The 22,438-nt window shown below is 46.6% G+C and carries 15 protein-coding genes and 1 riboswitch; of the genes, 8 read left to right on the top strand and 7 right to left on the bottom strand.

Annotated elements, in window-relative coordinates; genetic code table 11:
* Nucleotides 1-99: 99 nt before the first annotated feature.
* Both mltA and KIT90_RS22005 read right to left on the bottom strand, forming a co-directional pair.
* The gene (mltA, locus tag KIT90_RS22010) at nucleotides 100-1,212 is read right to left on the bottom strand and encodes a murein transglycosylase A (RefSeq protein WP_285378733.1); all 1,113 of its coding nucleotides are present in this window, start codon (nucleotides 1,210-1,212) and stop codon (nucleotides 100-102) included.
* 282 nt (nucleotides 1,213-1,494) lie between these two features.
* A complete protein-coding gene (locus tag KIT90_RS22005; RefSeq protein ID WP_005436607.1) occupies nucleotides 1,495-1,950 on the bottom strand; it encodes a DUF2850 domain-containing protein in 456 nt (151 codons plus the stop codon).
* Between the two features lie 164 nt (nucleotides 1,951-2,114).
* Between KIT90_RS22005 and argA the strand changes: the two genes are divergently transcribed.
* Complete coding sequence (gene argA, locus KIT90_RS22000; protein ID WP_285378731.1) at nucleotides 2,115-3,452, top strand: amino-acid N-acetyltransferase; 1,338 nt, start codon at nucleotides 2,115-2,117, stop codon at nucleotides 3,450-3,452.
* A gap of 253 nt (nucleotides 3,453-3,705) precedes the next feature.
* Complete coding sequence (locus tag KIT90_RS21995; RefSeq protein ID WP_009707458.1) at nucleotides 3,706-3,891, top strand: hypothetical protein; 186 nt, start codon at nucleotides 3,706-3,708, stop codon at nucleotides 3,889-3,891.
* A 40-nt stretch (nucleotides 3,892-3,931) separates the two neighbouring features.
* Here KIT90_RS21995 and KIT90_RS21990 read toward each other — a convergent pair whose 3' ends face one another.
* The 4 genes from KIT90_RS21990 to recC all read right to left on the bottom strand — a co-directional run bounded on the left by KIT90_RS21990 (nucleotide 3,932) and on the right by recC (nucleotide 14,052).
* Nucleotides 3,932-4,312 (bottom strand): hypothetical protein, encoded by a 381-nt coding sequence (locus tag KIT90_RS21990; RefSeq protein ID WP_285378728.1) that lies wholly within the window; start codon nucleotides 4,310-4,312, stop codon nucleotides 3,932-3,934.
* A gap of 160 nt (nucleotides 4,313-4,472) precedes the next feature.
* Complete coding sequence (gene recD / locus KIT90_RS21985) at nucleotides 4,473-6,650, bottom strand: exodeoxyribonuclease V subunit alpha (protein ID WP_285378727.1); 2,178 nt, start codon at nucleotides 6,648-6,650, stop codon at nucleotides 4,473-4,475.
* On the bottom strand, nucleotides 6,650-10,288 hold the full coding sequence (gene recB, locus KIT90_RS21980; protein WP_285378726.1) for an exodeoxyribonuclease V subunit beta: 3,639 nt from the start codon (nucleotides 10,286-10,288) through the stop codon (nucleotides 6,650-6,652). Before recB ends, recD begins: the two co-directional genes overlap by 1 nt.
* 290 nt (nucleotides 10,289-10,578) lie before the next feature.
* Nucleotides 10,579-14,052 (bottom strand): exodeoxyribonuclease V subunit gamma, encoded by a 3,474-nt coding sequence (recC, locus tag KIT90_RS21975; RefSeq protein WP_285378724.1) that lies wholly within the window; start codon nucleotides 14,050-14,052, stop codon nucleotides 10,579-10,581.
* 365 nt (nucleotides 14,053-14,417) lie between these two features.
* On the opposite strand from recC, the gene KIT90_RS21970 reads away from it, so the two are divergent.
* Nucleotides 14,418-16,241 carry a DUF3413 domain-containing protein gene (locus tag KIT90_RS21970; protein WP_285378722.1) on the top strand — a complete coding sequence of 608 codons (1,824 nt, stop codon included), beginning with the start codon at nucleotides 14,418-14,420 and terminating at the stop codon, nucleotides 16,239-16,241.
* A gap of 255 nt (nucleotides 16,242-16,496) precedes the next feature.
* On the opposite strand, the gene KIT90_RS21965 is transcribed toward KIT90_RS21970, so the two are convergent.
* The gene (locus KIT90_RS21965) at nucleotides 16,497-17,471 is read right to left on the bottom strand and encodes a TDT family transporter (RefSeq protein ID WP_038866047.1); all 975 of its coding nucleotides are present in this window, start codon (nucleotides 17,469-17,471) and stop codon (nucleotides 16,497-16,499) included.
* A gap of 112 nt (nucleotides 17,472-17,583) precedes the next feature.
* On the opposite strand from KIT90_RS21965, the gene KIT90_RS21960 reads away from it, so the two are divergent.
* From KIT90_RS21960 to dapD, 5 genes are all read left to right on the top strand, one after another.
* On the top strand, nucleotides 17,584-18,501 hold the full coding sequence (locus KIT90_RS21960; protein ID WP_005427361.1) for a LysR family transcriptional regulator: 918 nt from the start codon (nucleotides 17,584-17,586) through the stop codon (nucleotides 18,499-18,501).
* 165 nt (nucleotides 18,502-18,666) lie between these two features.
* Nucleotides 18,667-18,966 (top strand): YebG family protein, encoded by a 300-nt coding sequence (locus tag KIT90_RS21955; RefSeq protein ID WP_012128748.1) that lies wholly within the window; start codon nucleotides 18,667-18,669, stop codon nucleotides 18,964-18,966.
* A 156-nt stretch (nucleotides 18,967-19,122) separates the two neighbouring features.
* Nucleotides 19,123-19,198: riboswitch (Fluoride riboswitch) on the top strand.
* 132 nt (nucleotides 19,199-19,330) lie between these two features.
* Nucleotides 19,331-20,023, top strand: a complete 693-nt coding sequence (locus tag KIT90_RS21950) for an iron-sulfur cluster assembly scaffold protein (RefSeq protein ID WP_005427365.1) — start codon at nucleotides 19,331-19,333, stop codon at nucleotides 20,021-20,023.
* Between the two features lie 23 nt (nucleotides 20,024-20,046).
* Nucleotides 20,047-21,030 (top strand): GGGtGRT protein, encoded by a 984-nt coding sequence (locus KIT90_RS21945; RefSeq protein ID WP_285378719.1) that lies wholly within the window; start codon nucleotides 20,047-20,049, stop codon nucleotides 21,028-21,030.
* Nucleotides 21,031-21,354: 324 nt separating this feature from the next.
* Complete coding sequence (dapD, locus tag KIT90_RS21940) at nucleotides 21,355-22,395, top strand: 2,3,4,5-tetrahydropyridine-2,6-dicarboxylate N-succinyltransferase (protein WP_285378717.1); 1,041 nt, start codon at nucleotides 21,355-21,357, stop codon at nucleotides 22,393-22,395.
* The last annotated feature ends 43 nt before the right edge of the window (nucleotides 22,396-22,438 follow it).

The following is a 22,438-nucleotide window of genomic DNA, read 5'->3' as shown; positions in this document are numbered from 1 at the left end:
GAAGTTCCAGATGATCGATAGAAAAACAAAGAGTGCGATTTATACGCACTCTTTGAGGAAATGTCTAGATGATGAGAGGTGATTCCTCTCGCTAGGCGGCTATTGTAACTTCTCTGGCGGCAAAGCCCAAGGTGCTTGCGTTGGCGTGTTTTCTAAGCCCAGTTTCCACACTCGACCAAAATGCTTGTAGTGACCCGCTTCGGTACCGGCACGTGGTCCCATGCCGTGGTATAGGTCAAGATGGTTTTGTTTGACCGCGCCGCCAGTGTCTAACACAATTAGAAGACGAAGCTGGTGCGCCCCACTCCATGTACCGTCTTTATTAAGCAATGGTACTTCCGCCAAAATTGGCGTACCCATAGGTAGAATCGAACGATCGCCTGCTACCGATGCCATTGGTAATAGTGGAATACCTGCAGAGCCCGTTACTGGCGCATCCGCTTGTGGAGCAAAGAACACATAAGAAGGGTTCTGCTCTAGCAACTCACGAACTGTTGCTTCATCATTCTTCATCACCCAATCTTTGATGGCTTTGAGTGACATTTCTTCACGTGGCACTTCACCACGCTCAATTAGAATTCGGCCAATACTCACGTACGCTTTATTGTTCTTACCTGCGTAAGCAAAGTATTCCAGCGTATCGTCATCTTCGAAATGAACAAAGCCACTACCTTGCACTTCCATCATGAATGGATCAATACGGTTTGGTGCGTAACCCAATACCAGACCTTGCCCTTCAAGCGCACCGTTATAAATTTCAGCACGAGTTGGGCAATCAGAGCTACATTTTGGCTTGCCGTAAACCGGGTACTTATATGTTTCATTCGGTTGATGACGCAATTCCATCACAGGAGAGAAATAGCCTGTGAACAACACGTTGCCCTTCTTATCACCACCACCAAGCTGCGCGGCTTGGATGCCGTAAGCACTGAGCGCAGTCGTGTCACCACTCTGCAATGCCCATTCACTCAACTTCTCGTAAAGTGGCTGATACATTTTTGCCATTGAAGGCGACTTAGTCACAACCTGTTCTGCTTGTTTGTTGAACTCAGTGAAATCTTGTGGCTTGTTGGATTCAACGACATCAGCTTTGTTCAAGATATGCGAAAACTCGCCATCGTAATCTTGCTTAGCAAGTAGGTTTTGTTCTGGCTCAGTCGCACAACCAAATAGCAGACTTAAAGCGACAATAGGAAGGAGTTTTTTAAACACGTGTTTTTTCCATAAAAGAAGATAGCAAAAGGATGGCAAACAAATGCAAACGACGCAATTGAAAAGCTGCGACAAAGTGTATCAGCGATAAGGCAAAGACTTGGTTTGCTGCCAATTTATCCATTTAAACTGGGTTGAGGATAATAACAGCAATGGAATCAAACGATTGTCCGAAAAATGTCTGATGGAAGTGGCAGGAATTTTAAGATACCCGAAAACGCTGGCCCTCTCACACTGAGACCCAGCGAGCAGTTATAGAAAGAATTTTACGAATATGACGCGCTAGCGAATAGCTAGGTTCGAATGACCTTCTAGGTGAAAAACGGGCAGATAGTGGGCATTTGAATCCAACTTCATTTCAGAATGATGCTGATCGAGGAAGTCAAATCGACGCACTGTAGAGCCGACCTTATAAGAAAGCGTATCACCATCAAATTCGAAATCCGTCGCCACGGTAGACCCTCTCACCGTTACACCACGCTCACTAAGAATAAACTCTTCACGAGCATATGGCGCCACATCTTGCTCTACCCACTTGCCATAAATCACAGACTTGGAAACTGGTGGGTTTATATAGCGCGTGATCAAATCACCATACATCATAAATACGACTATCGTACCTACGATCGCCGTTAGCATTAGCGAACGTTCGATCCATTTACGAAGTGGCGATTTTGTAGAGATATTTTGCTCTGATTGAGCAGCGATAGCAGCATTCTTATTTACAACTGAAGACATGAGGCTCACGTGTTTGAACTAGACGGGAGCATTGTACCCTCATCAGTCAAACACAACCAAGCATCACGCTCACGATGTTTGTGCTTTATTCCAAAAAATTACCTTGCCAACATTTGAATAAAAAGACAATATTAAAGCATAAATAAACACAAGGAATGGCTGTAGTGAAAATTCGTAGTACTGCCCTGGTTAAAGGATTCCGTCAATCCACACCTTATGTGAATGCTCACCGTGGAAAAACCATGGTACTAATGCTAGGAGGTGAAGCGGTTGCCGATAAAAACTTTGGTAACATTATCAATGATATTGCTTTAATGCATAGCCTTGGCATTAAAGTCGTTGTTGTTTATGGTGCCAGGCCACAGATCAACCAACTACTAGAGAAACAAGATCTTACTACGCCATACCACAAAAACGTTCGAATCACAGATGAAACCGCGCTTTCGGTAGTTATGCAAGCCGCGGGACAGCTTCAACTGGCGATTACCGCACGCTTATCCATGAGCCTCAACAACACGCCGATGGCGGGTACTCAACTTAACGTTGTGAGCGGCAACTTTGTCATTGCTCAGCCACTCGGTGTGGATGACGGCGTCGACTATTGCCACAGTGGACGCATTCGTCGAATTGATACCGATGCAATCCACCGGACACTCGATCAAGGTTCAATTGTATTACTCGGCCCAATCGCCAGCTCAGTGACAGGGGAATGCTTCAACCTTCCCTCAGAAGAAGTCGCGACTCAACTAGCGATTAAGCTTGGTGCGGATAAATTGATTGGCTTCTGCTCTGAGCAAGGGGTTATTGATGATAATGGTAACGCCGTCGCGGAATTGTTCCCTATTGAAGCCGAACATGTCATCACGAAACTCATGGCAGACACCTCACCAGATTCCGACTACAACTCCGGAACATTACGTTTTCTCAAAGGTTCGATTTCTGCTTGCCGTGCAGGTGTGCCAAGAAGCCACCTAATCAGTTACAAAGTTGATGGCGCACTCATTCAAGAATTGTTCTCTTTCGATGGTATCGGTACACAGGTTGTAATGGCCAGTGCCGAACAGGTACGTGAAGCGGACATCGATGATATTGGCGGTATTTTAGATCTGATTCGCCCATTAGAAGAACAAGGCGTGCTAGTAAGACGCTCTCGCGAACAGCTTGAGCAAGAAATTAATAAGTTCACCATTATTGAAAAAGACGGCTTGATCATCGGTTGCGCCGCTTTGTACCCATATATCGAAGAGCAAAAAGCGGAGATGGCTTGTGTGGCGATCCACCCAGACTATCGTGATGGAAACCGTGGGTTATTGCTACTGAACTATATGAAGCATCGTTCAAAATCAGACAACATCAATCAGATCTTTGTGTTGACCACACACAGCCTGCATTGGTTTAGAGAACAAGGCTTCTATGAAGTGAATGTTGATTACCTTCCGGGAGCAAAACAAGGGCTGTACAACTTCCAACGTAAATCGAAGATTCTGGCATTAGACCTCTGAAGAATAACGAAACGTTATTTATTCAGTGACTATATCATTATGCAAAGCTTTACATTGACACTGGTCGCAATTTAACCTTTTCAATATACACATGGTTGGTTATACTCTGCGCGACAAACGGTTGGTTTTTAATCAACTCACAAATGGATCTAGGTGAATATTGTTCACCCTAAAGTGCAGAGCGAGCTTCATCGCGCCGCATGACGCATCAAGGACAGTTGTTACTCTTAAAATGAATAAGATGAGCACTGTTATGAGAACCATTATTTGCAATTCACTTCAAAGCTTTTGGGATATGGCGGATAACCATTTTCTAGAAGGGCTCGACGTTCATTGCGTATTCCCCGTCAATGACGCCATTAAAGATTTTATCTTGGCTTACCAACAGCAGTACAAAATTCGCAGCGTGTCATTTACCAATGCGTTTACACAAAATTAAAAAAGACCGAGCATCGCGCTCGGTCTTTTTGTACGTATGCTCAGTGAAAGGTCATAATTAATAACGTCGAAAATATAACGAATAGAATGATTAGAAGTATCAACCAATAAACCACGCTAACCTTAATGAGCCATTGAGGGCTTATGTTGCGTACATCGCTCAGTCCCCGCTTTTTCCCAAGTCGAGGAAACGCGATGGTCGCAAGCAGGCCGGTGCCATAGATAAGAGAGCCAAAATGAAAACCGGAGCTGATGGCTAGCTCAACTTCAGAAAAATGTCGCTCGTTGAAAGCGTACTGTTTTACATTTTTGGGTGTAAAGAATACGAGAAAAGCACCTAGCACTACAAACCAAATAAACAACGCAGCACCTGATACAAAAAAAGCGATAAATGCGATATGTAGAAGCCAGGCAAAGTCCACGGTCACACCTCATTCGACATCAAAGCTCAAACAATATCGTCGAAAAAGCATAGGGTTCAATGCAGGTCGAACTACTCATACATAAAAATGGCGGGATTACGACCCGCCACATAAAAACATATTCAGTTCATGAAAACTTCTCACTTTTGAATGAGTAAACTCAATTTCTTAGTCGCTCAACCAATCCACTTGCTCGAGTTGTTTTCACTTTAATACCACGCTTGAGGACATTCATCTCGGCGTACATCGCAAGACGTTTCTTTGCACGAGTAATACCTGTGTAGATCAGCTCGCGAGTGAGGATTGGGCTGAAATCTGGCGGCAAAATCATTAGCGTGTATTCAAACTCACTGCCTTGTGATTTATGAATGGTCATCGCATATGCGGTTTCATGCTCAGGGACTCGGCTTGGCAGCACCGACTTCACGCTGCCGTCTGGCAGTTCGAAGAACACTTTAAGGCGCGGCTCACCTTCGCTGTCGTCTCGCATACAAATGCCGATATCACCGTTATACAATCCCAAGCCATGATCATTACGCGTGACCATCACAGGTCTGCCTTGATACCAAAGTTCATCTTGGGTTTGAATCAACTTACGTGCAGCTAGTGCTTTTTCAATGCGTTGGTTTAAACCGGTCACACCAAAATCACCTTCACGGATAGCACACAATAATCGGCATTGATTAAAGGTATCCAACACGGCTTTAGCTTTGTGGGTCAGTGTTTCTGGTTCCCCTGTCTTTTGGTCAATCTCTTGCTGTCCGATGCGTTTTAAATAACGACCATATTCGGCAACCAAAGTCTGCATCATCTGATTGTAGTTTTGGCTGCTCAGTGCGAAATGCTCGATATCAGCAAAATCACGATTCCAAACGTCGTCTACTTTTGCGGCTGAGCCAGCATTGACCGCTTTCGCTAGCTGACCGATACCGGAGCGAGCATCGAATCGGTAACTCTTTTGCAGCATACATAAGCTATCGGCAATCGAAGTATTACTGTTGGTGCTGTACGCCAAGGTGTCAAAGCCTGTTAACTTCGCGACCGCAGACGCCTGCTCTTTGCCAAAGCCAAATGCGTGGAACGAACAGATATCACCGAGCACCGCACCCGCTTCTACCGATGCCAATTGATCTTTATCTCCGAGAAGAATCAAACGTGAATGTTTTGGTAGCGCATCAACAACTTTGTACATCATCGGCAAATCGACCATGGAAGCTTCATCCACCACTAAAATATCGAGGTGCAGCGGATTTTGTTTGTTGTGACGAAACTCTGCACTGTTTGGAATCGCGCCCAACAGGCGATGCAAAGTGCTCGACTCGGTTGGAATTTTCGCTTTAAGCTCAGGCTCCACTGGCAACTCTTGAATCGCTTTACCAATCGACTCCGTCAAACGTGCTGCCGCTTTACCCGTCGGCGCCACCAGCTTGATGGTGAGGTTTTTCTCTTGTCCTGCTTGCTCAATCAGCGCGGCAAGCAATTTGGTTACCGTGGTAGTTTTACCCGTCCCCGGCCCACCAGAAATCACCGCAAAACGACGCGTCAGTGCTACCGCAGCAGCGACCTTCTGCCAGTTAACACAAGCTGACAACGGTACCAGCTTGTCCAGCACTTGCAGATCGTGAACTTGTTTCGCTTGGCAGACTGCCGCATCAATGGCAGCCCAATCGAGACTGTCTACAGTAACCACATCCAAATGGTCACAGACTAATTGCTGGCGTAGCACTTGGTTGCTGGTTCCCGACTCTGTCGCTTTGGCTAATGCATTGAACAGAAAGTGGTACTGACGAGCGAACAAATGATGCAGCAACTCAGGCAAACGTGTGAACTCTTGAGGCTGTAGATTTACAGCCGCACTGAGTTGATTGAGCTTGTCCGCCAACGTCACTTCATAGTGCCAGTAACGATGCAAGTAGAGACGTTCACCATCAAACATCATTGGCAAAGCTTCACCTTGAGCACCAACCAAAGGCGACGCTTGCAGAAGCTCAACCCAATTAACGCCTTGCAGCTGAGTATTAAGCGCTAACGCAGACTCCCCAAACAGACCGAGCTTACTGGCAAGGTCTGTTGGTTGCCCTTGGCTATCGAACAGAGGCAAGCAGATGTGTCCTTTGCCTAACTCACTACTGACCACGCCAGCAATAAATGCCAGTTCTTGGCTGTTCGCTTGTTGCTCAACTTGCGAATAGATAAAGCGCGCGAACTGGAAATCCAATTGGCGAATCGCTCCTTTGTTTGCCAACGATTCTAAAGTTGCCAATAGATCTCGTGTTGCCGCTAGATCTTTTGTTGCCAGAGGGCTGCTTTGCTCAGAAAGAAGATCATTGGTTTTCATCAAATTAACTCCATCTGACCCAATTCACTGGATCGCGTGTCAGGTGCTTGACCATCAATCAAATGATCCATCTCTTGTAAAAATTCAAAGGTTGGCTTGGCAGAAAAAACACCATGATCACTTTGCCCATCCATACCACGCAAGAACAGGTAATAAACGCCGCCAAAGTGCTGTTCATAATCATAATTTGGCAATCTGCTACGCAAGAAACGATGCAGCGCCAAAGCGTAGATTTGGTATTGCAGATCGTAGCGATGATCCGCCATCGCCGACTTCAACGCATCGCCATGGTAATGGAATACATCATCACCTAAGTGGTTCGATTTCCAGTCGAGGACGTAGTATTTGCCTTGGTGCTCAAACACCAAGTCAATAAAGCCTTTCAACATGCCTTGCACGGTTTGGAAACCCAGGTCGCCCGCTTTAGCAGACAGCGGATCATGACGTTGAATCACGCGGTTCAATGCAGGTGCAGACAACACTTCAATCGGCAGTAAGAATTCCATCTCAACCAAACGTTGCGCCGGACCTTTTTGATTGAGCAGTAGTGCTTTGCTATCCAAAGGCGTTGCCAGCACGGTATCAATCAACTGTTGCAGGATTGGCAGCCACTCTTCATCAAGCTGCTCACTTTCCATTAAACCGAGGATAATTTGGGTGTTCTCTTCCGTTGTCGCTGGTTGAGTAAACTCAATTTCCTCAAATAAGCTGTGCAGAAAAGTACCCGGACGTGCGCCACGCGGGAAGTTGAAGATAGAGCGTTCTGGCTCAACCAATTCCGCTTCATCTTGCTCTTCTGAAGAATCGATATCAAAGCCAGTAATTTCAATCGTCGCGTCATGTTCAGCATGATGAGAACCTTGCTTAACCAAGCCCGAGTAACTGGTGATTCGCCAGTTTCTATCAATTGGGTTTTGCAGCTCTTTAGCTGTCAACGCTTCTAACTCGGTTTGCTCCGCAACATAGATATCGTCGTGCTGCTTTGGAGGGTCACAAATCACCACGTTATCGAGATTCTCTTGTTGCTTCTTCAACCCAACAAACAGGTCGTTGATGCCACCCTCTTGACCATTTTGCACCAAGTAACCAATTGCGCTGTGATGCACGCCGGTTGGCTCTTTGGTTGAGCGACCATTACGCAGCGGTGAAGCACCAATAAAGCAGGCATACACGGCACGCGTTAGCGCTACATAGATGAGGCGTAAATCTTCAGCAAGGCGTTCTTTATCTGCCTGTTTTAACGACGCATCATTGCCCGTGATATCAAGTACAGTACGATCGTTCTCAGCGTCGTAGTATTTGGCTTCACTTGCTTCTCGGTAACCAAACACAAATGGTAGGAAGACCAAGTCATATTCCAGACCTTTGGATTTGTGAATGGTGACGATTTGCACCAAGTTACGCTCTGATTCCAAACGCTGAATTTGGTCATCACTGCCACCTAGCCCATGTTCTGCATCGCTGATGGATTGCGCTAACCAACGTAGCAAACCGTGGTCGCTGTCTAATTCGTTACTTGCTTGCTGCAATAGCTCACCAATGTGCATCAGATCGGTAAGTACTCGCTCACCGTTTTCGCTTTGTGAGCTCGCTCCTTCTTCTAGCAGACGTTCAGCAATATGGCGTTTGCTGATCACTGCTCGAAGCATAGGAAGCACACCACGTTGCACCCAAAGTTTGCGGTATTCTTTGAACTCATTAACCGCGTTTTCCCACACGGTTTCGTCGTTATTGAGGGCGTCTAAACTGGCTGCATCCAGAGCAAACAATTCTGACGCTAGGCTGGCTCGCAATGCTCTGTCATTTTCTGGCGTTAACACCGCTTGCAGCAAACGCTGTAAGTCTTGTGCGACGGAACTGGTAAACACACTATCGCGGTTGGACAAATACACACTAGCAATGCCTTGGTCTGCTAACGCCTGTTTGACCATGCGACCTTCGCTCCCCGTTCGCACCAATACTGCAATGTCGCCTGCTTTGACTGGTTTCTGCTTTTCGCCATTAACCAGACACGCTTGGCCTTGTTGCGCTGCGGTCAAAATGGTTTGAATTTGGCTCGCTGCCGCCTCTGCCATAGTGGTGAGATATTCACCTTTTGGCAGAGGTTTACCTTCAGCTTCTTGCAGCCAATAAGTCAGTGCAGGTTGTTTTTGACCACCCATGGTCCAAACGCGTTTGTCGGCACTTGGGCTGTAATCCACAGAATGGAATGGAATGTCGGAGTCATAAATAAACGGACTATCTGGCAGAGCAAAAATCTGGTTCACTGCCAATACCATATCGGCACTTGATCGCCAGTTGGTGCCAAGCGTGTAGTGAGCACTAACTTGGTTACGAGCTTTGATGTAGGTGAAGATGTCCGCCCCACGGAAACCGTAAATCGCCTGTTTCGGGTCACCGATCATAAACAAACCGCACTCAGGGTTATCTAAATAAATGCGGCTGAAAATGCTGTATTGCAGTGGGTCGGTATCTTGGAATTCATCGATCATCGCAACCGGATAAAGCGTGCGAATGCGCTCTGTCAGTAGTGCGGTTTCATCGGAATCAATCGAGGCAGAAAGCTGAGTCAGCAAGTCATCAAATGACAACCATTGTTTTTGATTTTTTGCTTTTGCCAGCATCACGCGACAATGCTCAATTGCGTGAGCCAATAGCGGCGCTTTTAAACTGATTGGGTTGGCAAGGAAAGCTTCAATCGCCTCAAACACAGGGTGCTGTGGCGTAGTGCCTTTCGGAGTTTTCTCAAACAACACATTCTGGGCGAACTTCTCCAGCTTATCTGGATAGTCATAGCCCGTGGTTTCTGTCGCAGCCCATGCGTTTACCGCTTCTAACCATGTCGGCAAAGACTTTTTGGTGTAGCTGCGTTTGTTGACGTCGGAATCAGAAATCAGTGCGAGGAAGTCCTCTTGGTTATCACGCCATTGGGCTTTCAAAGCATCAATTTGCTTTAAGTTTTGCTCATGCAAATCGGCAAGACTACCTTGCATTGCAGGAACAGAGAGACTTAGCGGCGCGCCTGTGAGGTAATTGCTGATGTCATATAACAGATCCGATGGCGAGCCCCAGAGTTGGCGAACTTCTCCAGCCAAAGCGAATGGCAGAGGGTAGAAGTTACGACGCCAGTAATCAGCAACGACTTGCGCTTTAAGATGGCTTTCGTCTGTCACAAACTCATTATTGAAACGACTACCGGATTCGAATGCGTTTTGCGTCAGCATGCGTTGGCAGAAACCGTGAATGGTGTACACCGCGGCTTCATCCATTTGGCGCTCTGCTTGCAATAGGATCTCAGCGGCTTGTTTATGATCTTCGATTTCTTCCAACAAAGGCTGAATCACAGGATCTGAGCTTTTCCCGCGAGCGAATGCGATCCTCGCGTCGTGAATACGCACACGAATACGATCACGCAGCTCCGCCGTTGCAGCTTCAGTAAAGGTCACCACCAGAATTTGATCCACGGTCAACGGCACGCGGTGCTTCGTATCGGCAGTGCCATGCCCTAGTAGGAGTCGCAAATACAAACCCGCGATGGTAAAGGTTTTACCCGTACCCGCCGATGCTTCAATTAGCCTTGCACCATGCAGTGGAAAAGTCATGGTTTGCAGTGGAGTTGGAACTGACATTTGCGCCATAACGCTGAATCTCTCCGGATTATCGACTGATCGAACTGTGATCTATCGTTAAAAATTCTATTAATATGTCTAATAGGTTGGAATATTTAGACCTTTGTGGGATCTCACTCACGGTTATCATTACGGAGTACCGTTAGTATGCGCCTCACGAGATAAGCCAAGCCTTTCAGGCGGCTACACTCAAACGAATCATGGTCCCTCTGACCTTGTGGCCGTACAGCGAACGCCCTACAAAAAATAATGATTTTCTGGCGGCCACCCTACTCTCTTTTTTATCTAAATAATCCAACTTACTTTTCATCATCGGCATCCATCGCCGTCAATCTTGCGCCTTGAAGAACCAATGCGGTTAGTGTGCGAACTTCTGCTGCCAGCCCGTCATTCCAAGCAGACCAAATACGCGAAATATACGCATTGTTTCCTTCGCCTGGGCTCATGTAACCATCATTGAATGCGTCCGCCATTTTCTTCAGCGATTTCTCTTCGTCATCAGCCCAGTGGCCACGACTAAAGCCCGCCTCGACACACGCCAGTGCTGTTTTCGGGAAATATGGTAATGGTTTGGTCATGCCTTCAAAAAACAAACGTACTAATTCAGCAAGTAGCTGTTTCGCTTGCACAGCGTCTGCCATTGCAGGGTAAACCAAATGCACCGCGCCTTCCTTGCGGTCATAACCGATAACGTGGGTCTTTCTAGCATGACCAGAGGCAGACATAGCAAGATGATCAATCCATGCAGCAAGATAATCCTGCGCACGAATTTTACCGCTGCGGTAGCGAATCAAACCAGATTGATAGCATTGAGTCAGCCAACCGGTTAGACGGATGTTTTTTCCTTCACCAAGCACATCGAAGGTAAGGTCGATTTCTAAATCGTCTTGCGGTGCGCCGGATAAAAACGCCAACTTATCCACCAGCTCTTCCGCTTGCACGCGGTTGGTTTCAAACTCGATATCACCAAATGCGCCAACCGGTAATTTGCCCTGCGCGCGTTGCTCACTCATAAAGTGCTTGAGCACGTCTGCTTTTGCGGATGGTTGAGTAATGGCGGTTTCGAGCAAGGTTTCTAGTAGCTCATCGCGCATTTGATAGCTTTCTAAGCCACCTAATACGAATGGCTCATCATCTTCCATCACAGGCAATGGCGGCTCGAACATCACTTTCAAACGGCGGTTAAAGAAATACTGAACAGGCAAACGCCAGAAGCGTTGTAATTCCACCAAATCCAATTCGATTGGGAAGGTTGCGCCAAGTAAGTAATCATCCAATGCGCGGTTAAACTCGCCACGCGCATGACCTTGCGATTGATTGCTTTGGGTCAACGCCGCTGGAATCCACTCTTTGGCATAGCTTGAATGAGAGCCTTGGAATGCGCTTGGGCTGAATGGCACCATGGCATGTACGTTCACTAACTCGTTGAGTAGTTTATCTCCCGAGTCATCAACAGGCTGGTCTTGATCGCCATCTAGGCAGTAATTCTGATGGCAATACTCCATCAACTCCGATACCAGCACAGACGGCACGCGCTCAGTGTTATCTTGGATAGAACGCCCAACGTAACTGATGTACAAACTTTGCTGCGCAGACAACATGGCTTCTAAGAATAGGTAACGGTCATCGTCTCGGCGTGAACGGTCGCCCGGCTTAGTGCGCCCCGTCATTAAGTCAAAACCTTCTGGTGGCATTGAGCGCGGGTAAACGCCATCGTTCATACCAAGCAGACACACGGTTCTAAATGGGATAGAGCGCATTGGCATCAGAGTACAGAAGTTCACTTGTCCGGCAAGGAAGCGCTGGCTAACCCGTGTTCCTGACAGCTTGTTTTGCAGATACTGGCTAACAATAGAAGGCGACAAGGCATCATCAAATGCTGCATCGGTTAGCTGTTCTTTCAGTTGGCTTAAGGTATCTCGAATCGACTTAAGCGCCATTTCCCCTTCTAGCTCAACAGAGAAGAAGTCATCCAACATCGCCACCAAGGTTTCACGCCATGCATCAATCGACTGAACATGGGAAAGTTTGCGGCGATATTGGCTAATTTGTTGGATAAAGTGAGCTAACTTACCGGCAAGTTCTGCGCCCATGCCTTGCACTTCATTGTATGGTGAGAGGCTGCCTTCTTGTGCTTCAAACAAACCAGCAGACTCTGGCATCGCGTAACCTAATAACATACGCTGGATACCAAATTGCCATGTGTTTTGGCGTGTTTCTGGCAGTTCAAATTCGCTGCCGGTATGGCTATCTAGCCCCCAGCGAATGCCGGATTCTTCCACCCATTGTTTGGCTTGAAGGAAATCATCTTCGCTGAGATCGAATCGCTTCAAAATCGCCGGCGTTTCTAACAGCTCAAGTAATTCAGAAGCCAAGCAACGTGTATTCGGTAAATTAACAAGTTGCATGAAAGCCGCCAAAATTGGGCTTTCTTGATCGGCCGTTCGGTCTGAAATCGAGTAAGGAATGAATCGCTCACCCGGCGCATTACCGAACACCGCCTGAATCGCAGGGCTGTAGGCATTGATGTCTGCCACCATGACAATAATATCGCGCGGTTTCAGTGTTGGGTCAGCATCGAACATTGCCAAAAGCTGATCGTGTAGCACTTCCACTTCTCGCATTGGGCTGTGGCAAGAATGCAAGCTCAGAGATTTATCACCCAAGCTCACCACTTGTTTGTGCTGGCTGCTGTCGATTTGCTCGTCGTCTTGGTGTTCTTCTAAATTAAGAATATCTGCTTGAAGTTGGTGGAGCAGACTGTCTCGCTCGACATCAACAAAAGCTTCAATCTCATGGGATTCGAGCTGCGACAACAGATACATGTTATCGCGTCCAAGTTTACCCATCGATGCCAACAAGCTGTTACCCACCACATCGGTATGCAGCTCATCCACCACGTTTTCTTCTAGCGAACCTTTTAACTGCTCACTCTCACCTTGCACTTCAGAATGGTCTTCTTGCCACACCACGTGCTGGCGATGCTTTGCTGCTAAGCGAGCTAGGAATTTACGGTCGCGTACCTCACCCCAGTAATAACGACAAGGGTTGGTAAACATCAGATGCACATCAATGTGTTCACCAATGGCTTTGAGCGCATCCATGTAACGTGGCGGCAGTGAAGAGATACCAAACACAAACAGACGTTTCGGCAGATGGTCAAAGTCACCGTTGAAGTTTTCGAGCGTATCAATGAAGTGTTCGTACAAATTGGCACGATGATAAGGCGACTGCCCAAGGGTAACCGTGTGGTCGTACAATGCCTGCCACAAAATCGGCTGCCATGGGTGTTCGTCTTCAAGTTCAGGCACCGTTTGTCCTGCTTCCCAGCTTGCAATCCATTCTGGGCGATACACCAAATAACCATCGAAAATATCGGCAATTTTCTCTGCCAATTGATACAACTTGGAGTTGTCACTGTCGTCCTGAAGATAACGAGCCAAAGGTTCGAAGGACGCTTCGTTAAGTAAACCCGGAAGCAAGTGCATCAACTTCCACGTCATGGCTTCTTTGTTGAAGGCACTGCGCTTAGGCACATCAGCCAATACTTGGGTGAACATGTCCCAAATGAAAGTCGCTGGCAGCGGAAATTCTAAGTTTGCTGCAACACCAAACTCTTTCGCCATTTCCATTTTTAACCACTGAGACATACCCGGGCTTTGCACCAGAATTTGCTCTTTTTCGAATGGGTTTTCTAATGGATTGATGCGAATCAGTTCAACAAGAAGTGATTTGAGAACATCGACCTGATTGGAATGATAGACAGTAAACAAAGTAGGAGCACCGCATGCCAATGGAAACTGCTTGCAAGCTTAGCACAGCCACATTTATTCCTAGAGCGATCTCGATAGCTTAAATAACAAAAGGTTAGAGAACACTCAAACTCTGCGCAAATAACCAGCAACTGACATTTGTAAGTCACGTCTTACACGCAAATACAAAGCGTGACATCAGTCACAACTATTTCATGATAAAAAACATTGTTTTATAATTCACGCAAATTTTTATAACAATACCCATCAAATTGAATATTGAGTTGAAGGCGAAGAATCACGGGGTTCAGTCATTTTGATTTCACGCCGAGCCGCACTTTGTTCTTGATTTGATAGGGATGAAAAAGCACTGGAATACCAAAACTATGTTGCGCAAATTTTCTTCAAATAGCGCTTGGCTGATTGCATTTTTTGCTTGCTTTGCGCTTTATCTGTCGATCGCTTGTTACCCATTTTTGCTGTCAAACAACCAAGCAGAACCGCTCACCTTTCTGCAAGAATATTATTTGCTTGCTACACAATTTGGCTGGTTGGGTTTAATTGCTCTTCCGCTGATGCTGGGTTGTTTATTGCTGTCCTTTTTGCCGACACGCATGTTCAAAGTCGTTGTGATCACCATTGCCATCACGCTCTTGATCATGTTGAAAGTCGATATCCTCGTTTTCCAGCAATACAAACTACACATCAATGGCCTGTTGATCCGCATGTTCTTCGAAGGCGGTCGTGACGTATTTGAAATATCTTGGATGAGTTGGCTGATCTTTATTAGCGACATTGCACTGCTCGCCATTGGCTTGGCATGCACCGTTTGGTTAGCCAATAAACTGGCTCATAGCCGAGCAAAGTTCTTGATTGTTGCGGTTTGGTTTGGCTTGTTGCTGAGCACTCAGGTTATCCACGCCTATAAGAACGCACTCTATGACGACGAAGTCAGTCAGTTCTCTAATAACTGGCCTCTTTACTACCCATTAACGACGCGTAAGTTTATCTATCGTCATCACTTGGTGGATGAAAATATGGCCTCACAAAACCGAGTGGAGCTGAAAAACATTGAAAGCAGTTCACTGAACTACCCACTCGCCCCTGTAAATGTAGAACCTAAATCTAAACAGCCGAATGTGTTGTTCATTCTGGTTGATGCTTGGCGCTACAGTGATGCAACACCAGAGATCATGCCAAATGTCAGCAAGTTCTCCGAAAAAACGGTCAATTTTTCTCAACACATGAGCGGTGGTAACTCTACTCAAGCGGGCATTTTTAGTCTGTTCTATAGCTTGCCAGCAACTTACTGGGACAGCTTTTATGCGAGTCAGAAATCCCCCGTCTTCATGGATACCCTACAAAACCAAGGCTATCGAATGGGTATTTTTGGTTCAGCACCATTAACTAGCCCCCCCTTGTCGCGCACCGTCTTTAAAAAGGTGAAAGATCTCACCCTTAAACAAACTGGCGAAACACAAATCAAGCGTGACCAGCAGATCACCGATGAGTTTATTCAGTTTCAAAAGCAAGATAGCGACAAACCGTATTTTAGCTTCTTGTTTTACGATTCGGCTCATGGCACCAGTTTTCCAGAACCTGAGTTCGCTAAATTCAAGCCTTATTGGGAACGTGTCGATCATATTCTTCTGAACAACGATTTCGATGCCTCGCTTTATCATAACCGCTATAAAAACTCGTTGAATTTCATCGACAGCTTGATCGCAAAAGTGCTGAAGAATGTCGACTTAGAGAACACCATTGTGGTGATTACTTCCGACCATGGTGAGGAATTTAACGACCATAAGATGAATTACTGGGGCCATACGGGCAACTACAGTGACACTCAAGTGCATGTGCCGTTATACGTTTATCTTCCGGATCATCAGCCAGAGCAGATCAACTACCGCACCACACACTATGACATTGTGCCAACTCTAATGAACGAGCTATTCGACGTTAAAAGCGGCACCCAATCGTATAGCGTAGGACGAGACCTATTTGATAATTGTGTTCCACGTGATTGGTTCATTGCGGGCAGTTATTACAACTATGCGCTGGTAGGGAAAGAAACCATGTTAGTGGTAAACCCAGGAGGGCATTCTCAGCAACTCAATAATCAACTTAAAGTGGATACGGAACACCAAGTACCAGTGAACGTGATTCAGGACTCTCTCGATGAAATGTCGCGCTTCTATAAGAAAGGATAAAAAGAACGCACGCCCATCAGACAGGTAGGCATAGTGAAGAGAGGTAAGTTTCGAATTGCCATCTTCTGCATGAGAACTCTCGCTACAATGGCCGCGGTTACTAAAGTTTGATGTATTAAAATTGTATCTATTTTTCCTGCCACCCTTTTGGGGTGGCATTTTTTTATCTTCAGATTAGCTTTAGTCCCGATCCTACCGATACAAAAAAAGCCTCTTGGCGAGAGAGACCAAGAGGCTTTGCTTTACGAGTAAGACTTATGCGTGATGTGTCGTCATCAAGCGTGGTTGGATTAGTAAGTTATTGATGTATTGCAAACCTACGTAAGTCACCACAATCGTTGCCACAATCAATTCGATACCTGCCAGGCCGCGAACTTGTTGTACATAGTGCGCTGCTAGACCATTTGCTTCCATCCAATTTGCTGTTTTGAACAGAGCCGTTGCACCAATCACCATTGGGAAGGTAAACGCTGCATAGCCAGGGCTAAATGGCAGTCTTAGCAATTTAAAGAAGGCTAAGTAGATGATGGCTGTCATCAATACTGCGATACCAAACAACAGAGCAATAATCACTGGTGAAGGTGTTGCCGTTACGGTTAGGTAACCAGCCAATGATAGGCTTGCTGGTGCCGCCATGATTGCCATGGTTGGTTTTGCTGCATCTGGGATTTCATGAGTGAACATGAAACGGTAGATCATCATTGGCAACATCACCGCGTAAGCCACCATACCGAAGACCAACGCACCGTGTGCAATAGGTGCAAGCACTGGGTTACCAGAAAAAGACACGTCTGCAACGATAATACCCACTGGTGGTACGAACCAGCTTGGCACCATGTGGTGTAGTTCGAAGTCTTTCGCGCGGTGGTACAAGAAGCTCACTAGGAACACGATATGTAGAGCTACCGCCACTAACCAAAGCACGTCACCTGCAACAGGGAAAAAGTGCCCTAGAGAATTTGAAACCACCATGGTTCCCATCGCGAAAGTTGGAACGACACTACCCACCACAGGGTGCGCAAGATCTTGTCTCAACAAATGATTGTGAAAAAGAAATTTAGTCGCCAAGATTGCTAGCAGTACGCTTGCAATACCTGCGCTAATCCACTGTCCATAGCCATGTAATTCGGCGAAGTTTTCCCAACTCCAACCTAAGCTCGCAATACCAAGAGCCAGACCCGCCATTGGGGTTGGTGCTCCCATTACTTTTGCTTTTGTTCTTTGAATCATTACGACCTCAAAATCTAGGCTAACTTTCTATGGGGTGTATATTACTCTTGCACTTCGTTCCAATATATCTAATTATTTAAAACTAACGTTCAGATAAACTTAACGGAATATCATGCCTAGTCATATCTCTCTTAAACAACTGAAAGTTTTTACTACGATCACTCAGCACAAAACGCTAACTGCGGCTTCGGAAAGCCTGTTTCTTTCTAAGGCGGCCGTGAGTATGGCGCTGTCTGAGTTAGAGAAACAAATTGGTCATCACCTATTTGACCGGGTGAACAACCGCTTAATTCTCAACCAAGAAGGACAAAAACTTTTGCCCCTCGCGGATGAACTCCTCAACCGAGCTCGGGATATTGAGAGTGTGTTCGATGGCGACCAAACCTTATCAGGGCTGCTTCGCATCGGTGCCAGTGACACCATCGGCAACCAAGTTGCACCTTACCTGTTAAGTGATTTTCGTGATGAAACCAATCACCAGTCGCAGAGTTTGTTCATCTCCAACTCAGCCCAGATTTGTGACATGTTGATCGCGTACGAACTCGACATCGCACTCATTGAGGGCAAGACCATACACCCAGAGTTGGAATCAACGCAATTCAGTGAAGACGAAATGTGTGTGATTTGCCCGCCGGATTACCCTAACTTCGATGAAGGGCCAATCAGCCTAAACGAACTCGAAGACACAGAGTGGATTCTGCGTGAAGCGGGTTCTGGCTCTCGTGAGTTCTTTATGCGCGCCATCGCTCCGCGTCTAGAACACTGGCATGAGGCTTTTCAACTCAACACCACCGAAGCGCTGATCAATTCGGTATCTGCCGGACTTGGCCTAGGTTGTTTATCACGCCTATCTGCTGAACCTGCAATTCGCGATGGTCGTGTGAAAATGCTCAACATGCCACTGGACATGAAGCGTCGCTTCTGGCTTTTGATCCACAAAGAGAAGTATCAAAACCCGCTCCTGCGTACATTCATTGAATTCTGCCAAGATTGGGAGCGACCAGAGAACCCACATCTTAAAGATGGCTAGTTCGAGATGGGTCGTTCACGGGAGATAGTTCAAGGCAGATAGTTCAAATGCTGGTCACTTAGTTGTACACGGCTCTCATTCTGAGGCTTGTCGCTAGACTTAATTGGTCAAAAACTGTATAAAAAGCCAGTATAAAATTTAACAAATTAACTTAGAGGACCAACCATGGCTGTAATCGTCAAGTACGTGGTAGAACGCAATGGAGAAGAGAAAATGACTTTTACCTCTAAAGCGGAAGCTGACGCATACGACAAAATGCTGGATATGGCGGACGAGTTATTCTCACTGCTAGGTAAGAGTGAACTTCTAGAAGACGAAGGTAAGCAAGAAGATCTTGCAATGTACCTTGCGCAAAACAAAGAAGAAGTGCTTTACGCTCTGGGTGCAAAACGTAAACCTGCACCAAAAAAAGCAAAGAAGCTTGAAGCTGTTGAAGAAGAAAGCGAGCAAGAAGACGCTGCATAAGCCTCTCATTTGTTTAGAAAAAACGTCGCATTATGCGGCGTTTTTTTATGCGTTGTATTTATCGCCATATATCTCTGAGAATATAAAGAACCGATTTAATATCCCAAATTGCTCTAAATTTCATGTTGCAGATTAGTGTGACTTAGATCTAATCTAAATGGGCACGGTGATGGGGTGCCACCGGAATCGAAAGATTCGAACCGCTTTCAAAGCTAATGACTCCTACAGAAACGAAAACAGGTCAGCCCTGTTGGAAATGCTTTCGCCTGTGTTGTGAAAGCAAGAGTTCTGTAGTGAGCAATTCAACTCTTCTCCAACCCCGCTCCTGTTTTCTCAAAAAATAAAAATACACTGGGAAAACATTATGCAATATTCACACGAAATCCAATCAATGTGCCCGATTCAACGCGGCGATCTTCATGCATCTGCACCGATCCCTGTTGAAGGCGCAATGATCAATCCAAAAGACGTTATCGCGATTTCTGGTCTTAGCCACGGCGTTGGCGCTTGTGCTCCTCAACAAGGCGCAGCAAAACTGACTCTTAACGTCAAAAACGGCATCATCGAAGAAGCATTGATCGAAACGATCGGCTGTTCAGGCATGACTCAATCAGCCGCGATGGCCGCAGAAATCCTAACTGGCAAAACCATTCTTGAAGCACTGAATACCGACTTGGTATGTGATGCTATCAACGTCGCGATGCGCGAAATCTTCCTTCAATTTGTTTACGGTCGTACTCAATCTGCTTTCTCTGAAGGCGGCTTGGAAATTGGTGCGGCACTGGAAGACCTTGGTCAAACTCAACGTAGCCAAGTGGGTACTAGTTACTCAACTAAAGCAAAAGGCGTGCGTTACATGGAGTTGGCTGAAGGCTACGTAACAAAACTCGCGCTAGACGAAAACAAAGAAGTGATTGGTTACCAATATCTCAACCTAGGCAAGATGATGAAAGCCATCAACGAAGGCGTGCCTGCAGCAGAAGCCGCAGACAAAGCAACGGGGACTTACGGTCGTTTTGACGAAGCAGTAACTACTATCAACCCACGCCAACAATAATTGCCACCAAGAGGAAAGAGATTATGAACACTCCAATTACTGAATCTGTACGTCGCACATTAGACGAAATGCAACTTTCTTCTCTGGAAGAGGCTTACCAATACTGTTTGGATCATGGTATCGACCCTAAAGCACTAGTGATGGACACTCAACCTATCGCGTTTGAGAGCGCTGCCGATGCCTACACACTGGGTACTGCTTTGGCGATTTTCCGCGGTGCAAAAACAGCAGAAGAAGCTGCAAACATCATCGGTGAAGGTCTTCAGGCGTGCACAAAACCAGGCAGCGTCGCAGAGCAACGCCAAGTGGGTATCGGTCACGGTGCATTGGCGGCTCGTCTATTGAATGAAGAAAGTGGCTGTTTCGCTTTCCTTGCGGGCCATGAGTCATTCGCAGCGGCAGAAGGCGCAATTAAAATCGCATTGAACGTGAACAAATCACGTAAAAATCCGTTGAAAGTTATCCTAAACGGTTTGGGTAAAGACGCCGCTTACCTCATCTCACGCATCAATGGTTTCACTTACGTACGCACTCAATACAACTACCAAACTGGTGAGTTAGTGGAAGTAGAACGTCGCCGTTTCTCCCAAGGTCCACGTGGTGAGATCCTTTGTTACGGTGCTGATGATGTGCGTGAAGGCGTAGCTATCATGCATAAAGAACAAGTGGATGTGAGCATCACAGGTAACTCAACCAACCCGACTCGCTTCCAACACCCTGTAGCAGGCATCTACAAAGCAGAACGTAACCATGAAGGCATGCCTTACTTCTCTGTGGCATCAGGTGGTGGTACTGGTCGTACTCTACACCCAGATAACGTGGCGGCAGGCCCTGCATCCTACGGTATGACCGATACCATGGGTCGCATGCACGCCGATGCGCAATTCGCGGGTAGCTCTTCAGTACCTGCACACGTAGCAATGATGGGCTTCATCGGTATGGGCAATAATCCAATGGTAGGGGCAACGGTTGCACTTGCAGTAGAGGTCGGTGAGCTAAGCCTCTAAGTCGATTTATCGCTTTACTACCCAAAGCAGTAAATCCAACAAACCCAGTGTAGGGGGAGTGACTTCGGTCCTCCCCTTATTTTTTTGCGATGCTCCCTTCTCCCACTTCACTGTGTCTCTGCCCCAAATCGGCCTGATAAGGCTTTTGCGACACATTTCTCATCAGACAAACATATCTCTAAAAAGACAAAAGGTATCCATCTACGGACTTTCTCCATTTCCCCTCTTTAAACTCCCCAATACTCTCTTTATGATGACTGACAACTTAATTATTTCTTGTCAGTGAACAGACGAGACACAAGACTCAACACATGGAGATCAACTATGGCTTTCTTCTCTCTAGCCTTTGGTACGGCAACTAAAAACCGCGACGGCAAAATCATCGAAGCGTTTTTCCCAAACCCAGTTCTTAACCCAAGCGAAGCGCTTGTTAACGCACTAGCAGCAGTAGCAGGTTACGAGCAAGGCAACCAAGCTATCGAGATCTCTGCAGCACAAAGCGCAGAACTGGCAGCAGCATTTGAAGCAAACGGCGATGCGGCAAACGCATCTTTCGCAGCAAAAGCAGCAGAATCAGCAGAATCAGCACAACCACTTGTACTGGTTATTCTTGCAACTGACGAGCAGCCACAAAGCGTTGCTGAAGGTTTCCTAAAACTTCAACTTATCTCTAACCGCCTAGTTCAACCGCACGGCACGGTACTAGACGGCATCTTCGGTCTACTACACAACATCGCATGGACTAACGAAGGTCCAATCGACCTACCTGAACTAGCAGAGCGTCAAATCGAAGCTCGCCTAGCGGGTCGTGCACTAAGCGTAGATTGTGTAGACAAGTTCCCTAAAATGGTGGACTACGTGGTACCAACTGGCGTTCGTATCGCTGACACTTCTCGCGTACGTCTTGGCGCACACGTTGGCGAAGGCACAACGGTAATGCACGAAGGCTTCATCAACTTCAACGCGGGTACAACTGGCGTGAGCATGGTTGAAGGTCGTATCTCTGCTGGCGTAGTGGTTGGTAACGGCTCTGACATCGGCGGCGGCGCATCTATCATGGGTACGCTATCTGGCGGCGGTAAAGTTGTAGTTTCTATCGGTGAAAACTCTCTACTAGGCGCGAACGCAGGTCTTGGCTTCCCAATGGGTGACCGTTGTACTATCGAATCAGGTCTGTACGTAACCGCTGGTTCTAAAGTGCGCATGCTAGATTCTGCAGGCCAAGAAGTAGAAGTTGTGAAAGCACGCGATCTTGCTGGTGTGTCTGACCTACTGTTCCGTCGTAACTCTGTAACAGGTCAAATCGAGTGTCTTGCTAACAAGAGCGCGGTTGAACTGAACAGCGAACTGCATAAAAACAACTAATTCATTCGTGAATTAGCCCTACGAAAAATCCCCCAGCAGGCAA

The sequence above is a fragment of the Vibrio sp. B172a genome, assembly GCF_030248355.1.
GTDB lineage: Bacteria > Pseudomonadota > Gammaproteobacteria > Enterobacterales > Vibrionaceae > Vibrio > Vibrio owensii.
The sequence above is the reverse complement of the archived record's forward strand: the minus strand, read 5'-3'. Positions and strand labels throughout refer to the sequence as shown.

Excerpts from the sequence above, each read along its gene's own strand:
- KIT90_RS21995 (WP_009707458.1), top strand. The coding sequence starts at position 3,706 with ATGAGAACCATTATTTGCAATTCACTTCAAAGCTTTTGGGATATGGCG.
- dapD (WP_285378717.1), top strand. The coding sequence starts at position 21,355 with ATGGCTTTCTTCTCTCTAGCCTTTGGTACGGCAACTAAAAACCGCGAC.
- KIT90_RS21960 (WP_005427361.1), top strand. The coding sequence starts at position 17,584 with ATGCCTAGTCATATCTCTCTTAAACAACTGAAAGTTTTTACTACGATC.
- KIT90_RS21950 (WP_005427365.1), top strand. The coding sequence starts at position 19,331 with ATGCAATATTCACACGAAATCCAATCAATGTGCCCGATTCAACGCGGC.
- KIT90_RS21955 (WP_012128748.1), top strand. The coding sequence starts at position 18,667 with ATGGCTGTAATCGTCAAGTACGTGGTAGAACGCAATGGAGAAGAGAAA.
- KIT90_RS21965 (WP_038866047.1), bottom strand. The coding sequence starts at position 17,471 with ATGATTCAAAGAACAAAAGCAAAAGTAATGGGAGCACCAACCCCAATG.
- KIT90_RS21945 (WP_285378719.1), top strand. The coding sequence starts at position 20,047 with ATGAACACTCCAATTACTGAATCTGTACGTCGCACATTAGACGAAATG.
- KIT90_RS21970 (WP_285378722.1), top strand. The coding sequence starts at position 14,418 with ATGTTGCGCAAATTTTCTTCAAATAGCGCTTGGCTGATTGCATTTTTT.
- KIT90_RS22005 (WP_005436607.1), bottom strand. The coding sequence starts at position 1,950 with ATGTCTTCAGTTGTAAATAAGAATGCTGCTATCGCTGCTCAATCAGAG.
- recB (WP_285378726.1), bottom strand. The coding sequence starts at position 10,288 with ATGGCGCAAATGTCAGTTCCAACTCCACTGCAAACCATGACTTTTCCA.
- recD (WP_285378727.1), bottom strand. The coding sequence starts at position 6,650 with ATGAAAACCAATGATCTTCTTTCTGAGCAAAGCAGCCCTCTGGCAACA.